General features: G+C 37.0%; 6 protein-coding genes and 1 tRNA gene. 1 reads left to right on the top strand and 6 read right to left on the bottom strand.

The window, feature by feature from the left end; all coding sequences use genetic code 11:
- Positions 1-335: SUMF1/EgtB/PvdO family nonheme iron enzyme (locus Q0L65_RS05415; protein ID WP_296684272.1), on the top strand; the 335-nt coding region annotated here is incomplete at its 5' end.
- Between the two features lie 16 nt (positions 336-351).
- Here Q0L65_RS05415 and Q0L65_RS05410 read toward each other — a convergent pair.
- The 6 genes from Q0L65_RS05410 to Q0L65_RS05385 form a co-directional block, all read right to left on the bottom strand.
- Complete coding sequence (locus tag Q0L65_RS05410; RefSeq protein WP_296684271.1) at positions 352-687, bottom strand: carboxymuconolactone decarboxylase family protein; 336 nt, start codon at positions 685-687, stop codon at positions 352-354.
- Between the two features lie 71 nt (positions 688-758).
- Positions 759-1163 (bottom strand): hypothetical protein, encoded by a 405-nt coding sequence (locus tag Q0L65_RS05405; RefSeq protein ID WP_296684269.1) that lies wholly within the window; start codon positions 1161-1163, stop codon positions 759-761.
- Between the two features lie 63 nt (positions 1164-1226).
- Positions 1227-1466: a hypothetical protein gene (locus tag Q0L65_RS05400; protein ID WP_296684267.1), complete on the bottom strand. Its 240-nt coding sequence runs from the start codon at positions 1464-1466 to the stop codon at positions 1227-1229.
- Positions 1467-1533: 67 nt separating this feature from the next.
- Positions 1534-2349: an AraC family transcriptional regulator gene (locus Q0L65_RS05395; protein ID WP_366051351.1), complete on the bottom strand. Its 816-nt coding sequence runs from the start codon at positions 2347-2349 to the stop codon at positions 1534-1536.
- 28 nt (positions 2350-2377) lie between these two features.
- Positions 2378-2851 carry a nuclear transport factor 2 family protein gene (locus Q0L65_RS05390; protein ID WP_296684263.1) on the bottom strand — a complete coding sequence of 158 codons (474 nt, stop codon included), beginning with the start codon at positions 2849-2851 and terminating at the stop codon, positions 2378-2380.
- A gap of 76 nt (positions 2852-2927) precedes the next feature.
- Positions 2928-3001 (bottom strand) — tRNA-Asn (locus Q0L65_RS05385).
- Positions 3002-3014: the final 13 nt, after the last annotated feature.

The following is a 3014-nucleotide window of genomic DNA, read 5'->3' as shown; positions in this document are numbered from 1 at the left end:
AGGATCAAGCATTAGACGGGTATAAAACGACCACTGCTCCGGTTAAATCTTTCCCTGCAAATGGCTATGGATTATATGATACCGCTGGAAATGTATGGGAATGGTGCGCGGATTGGTACCGTGCCGATTATTATAAAAAGAGTCCGAGTTTATACCCGCGTGGCCCTTCCTCAAGTGATGACCCGGATGAACCCGGTGTTGCCAAACGCGTCATGCGCGGTGGTTCTTTTTTATGCAATGATGGGTATTGTTCTAGTTACCGGTGCTCCGCACGGATGAAGTCAAGCCCGGACTCAGGCTTGCAGCATACCGGTTTTCGTTGTGTGATGGATTAATGTAATTAACAACAAACTACGTTAATTTCTCTTGCCCAAACGCCTCCTTCGCAATCATAATAGCCGTCATAGCCTTTGGCCAACCTACATAGAATGCCAAATGCGTAATAACTTCTACGAGCTCCGCTTCCGTCAACCCATGTTCTTTCGCATAATTCAAATGAAATTTGAGTTGGTTAGAATGTTCCCCCGCAACTAAAGCCGCCACCGTTATTAAACTCCTTTCGCGCCTTGAAAGCTCCTTTCCCTCCCAGACATCGCCAAACAATATATTATCTGTGTAGCCCAATAATCTTGGGGCAAAATCACCTAACATTTTCTCCGCTGCGGATACGTTCTTTTCTTCGCTCATTTTATATTCGTTTTAACAAATATAAGGAAGTTGCAGCTATAAAAAATCGAAGGTTTAGGAAATCAAAGGGTTTAAAAATCCTTGTGTTTTTGAGGGGATAAAATCCAAATGAGCTGAAATAATAGGGCCCCTATCAGCGTCCATAAAATATCATTCCAATCAAAACGCAGCTTACCTGAGAGTTGTAAAAACTCCCAACCCACTAATCCAATAACTGAAATTAAATTTGCGAAAAGATGCCTCTTTTCATAAAAACGAGTACCCGAATAATTCTTTTTAAGTACGTAAGAAATGAATAGAATGAATAACGCGGGTATACCTACAGCAGGAAAAAAGTTAGGCGCAATTCCCAATAAATATTTAATTACAGCGTTACCGCCTAGGTAATTTGGGCGTATGGTATCTTGAATTTGATTGAATGCCGTAAAACAAATGGCAAATAGCAAAAACCAATAGTATTCAGATTTAAATTTCATTTTCTTACGCTACCTCCATTGCTAGAAATGGTACCTTTAACGTGATGAATGACCTTGCGGGAATTAGAAAAATAGATTGAAAATTTCAATAAATATCAATCCAAAAACAATAGCGAGGTTTACAATTAAGACCATTTTTTGCCAAGTAGGCCTGTCATTAAATTTTTGATTCGTATCAAAAGGGTCAAACGCTAAAGCAATACCTAAATAAATGAGGGCCTGTCCGATAGATTTTTCCTTCAGATAGATGATTCCCAAAATAATCAATGCGATGTAGACGTATTTGTTAAACTGTGTTTTCATGGAGATATCGTTTAATTTATCCCAAAATTAAGCGCCAGAATTCAATCAAAATTGTACTTTTAGGACACTATTTAATTTCCCAAATAATCTTATCTCCATCCACTTTGCTCGTTGATTTGAAAAAGTCTTTGGGATTATGATTCGTGATTTTTCTAAATTCTTTAATGAAATAGGACTGGTCATAATACCCTCCTTCATAAGTAATATCCGTTAAATTCTTCCATTCAGCACTATTCAACTTGTTCGTTAAAGAGCTTCTAAATCGAAAAATTCTACGGTATTCAACGGGACTACAACCCATGTGTTTTTGGAAATACCTTTGAAAGGTTTTAGCATTCAGTCCTACTTCACTTGCGATGGTTGATATGGCCATTTTTTCATCGCTATTTTCTATCAACGTTAACGCTTTCTCAATGGTAGAAAACTCGGGATGATCATTAAATTGTGAAAGCAAAAATGATTCTATTTTGCTAATATCATCATCCCCAGAAAATAAAGTTTCACCCAATTTTCTCCACACATCATTCACTAATTCCTGAGAAAAATGAGGCGCTAAAGAAAGATAATTCTCCTTAAAAAATCGATTCAAACCAAGTGGTTTAAATATGATCGAAATCTCTCTTAATTGTCCCTTATATTCTAACAAAACGGGAGTCGTATACTTACCGAGTATTTCAATATGAACGCTTTCGGTCCTATTTTCAGATACTTTAAGCGTCCAATCTTGCCTTTGAACCGAGGCCCCCTTCATAAATGAAAGACCCGTGTTAAAATGGGGGAACGCTAGGTAACTAAAAGAGGAATTCGATTTGCCCTCGTAAAAATAGAAGCATTCTACGTACTTTCTCAGAATGGGAGAAGAAGGCTCAATGGTTTTTATCACAAAAAAGAGAGATTTTTTCTAAAGTTAATTAATGGTCATAACTAATAACTCTTGAAATTTTCCAGCTGCCATTATCATTCTTCCAAATCATTAAGAATTTGAATGTGCCTATCTCGAGTTTGCCATTTTCAATGTGTTTAAATTGATGTTTACCAACCTCTATTGCCCCATAACCTTCTATAGGATGTACTTCTAAACTCTCTTTAATAAGATTTCTTTTAAGGTCATACTCTCTATCGAAAATTGATTGAAAATTCGAAAATACTTTTTCAAAATCTATCAAACCCCCATTATCTTGATACCACTCAAGGTCTTTAGTAAAATAGGTTTTCATCAAATCCAGATTCTTTGAATTATACGCTGCAAATAATGAACTATCGAGATTTGCTACTTTATTAAAAAGCGCTGTTTGAGTAATGGCACCCTTTCTTTCGTTTTGGTTTTGCGCAAAAGCACTTGTGCACGCTGTGAAAGTCAATAAAAACAGGAATAGATTTTTCATCTGTAAATATACAAAGATGCAACTAGCCTAATCCACTGATTGAAAACAAAAAAGCCGATCATTTCTGATCGGCTTGCTCCCTCTCCTGGGCTCGAACCAGGGACCCCATGATTAACAGTCATGTGCTCTAACCAACTGAGCTAAGAAGGAATTTTGTTCCTAT

The organism is Flavobacterium sp., assembly GCF_024642105.1.
Classification (GTDB): domain Bacteria; phylum Bacteroidota; class Bacteroidia; order Flavobacteriales; family Flavobacteriaceae; genus Flavobacterium.
Note: the sequence above shows the minus strand (reverse complement) of the source record. Positions and strands in the feature narration are given on the sequence as shown.

What these genes read in the sequence shown, in the direction of transcription:
- Q0L65_RS05410 (WP_296684271.1), bottom strand. Translation starts at nt 687, where the DNA reads ATGAGCGAAGAAAAGAACGTATCCGCAGCGGAGAAAATGTTAGGTGAT.
- Q0L65_RS05405 (WP_296684269.1), bottom strand. Translation starts at nt 1,163, where the DNA reads ATGAAATTTAAATCTGAATACTATTGGTTTTTGCTATTTGCCATTTGT.
- Q0L65_RS05400 (WP_296684267.1), bottom strand. Translation starts at nt 1,466, where the DNA reads ATGAAAACACAGTTTAACAAATACGTCTACATCGCATTGATTATTTTG.
- Q0L65_RS05390 (WP_296684263.1), bottom strand. Translation starts at nt 2,851, where the DNA reads ATGAAAAATCTATTCCTGTTTTTATTGACTTTCACAGCGTGCACAAGT.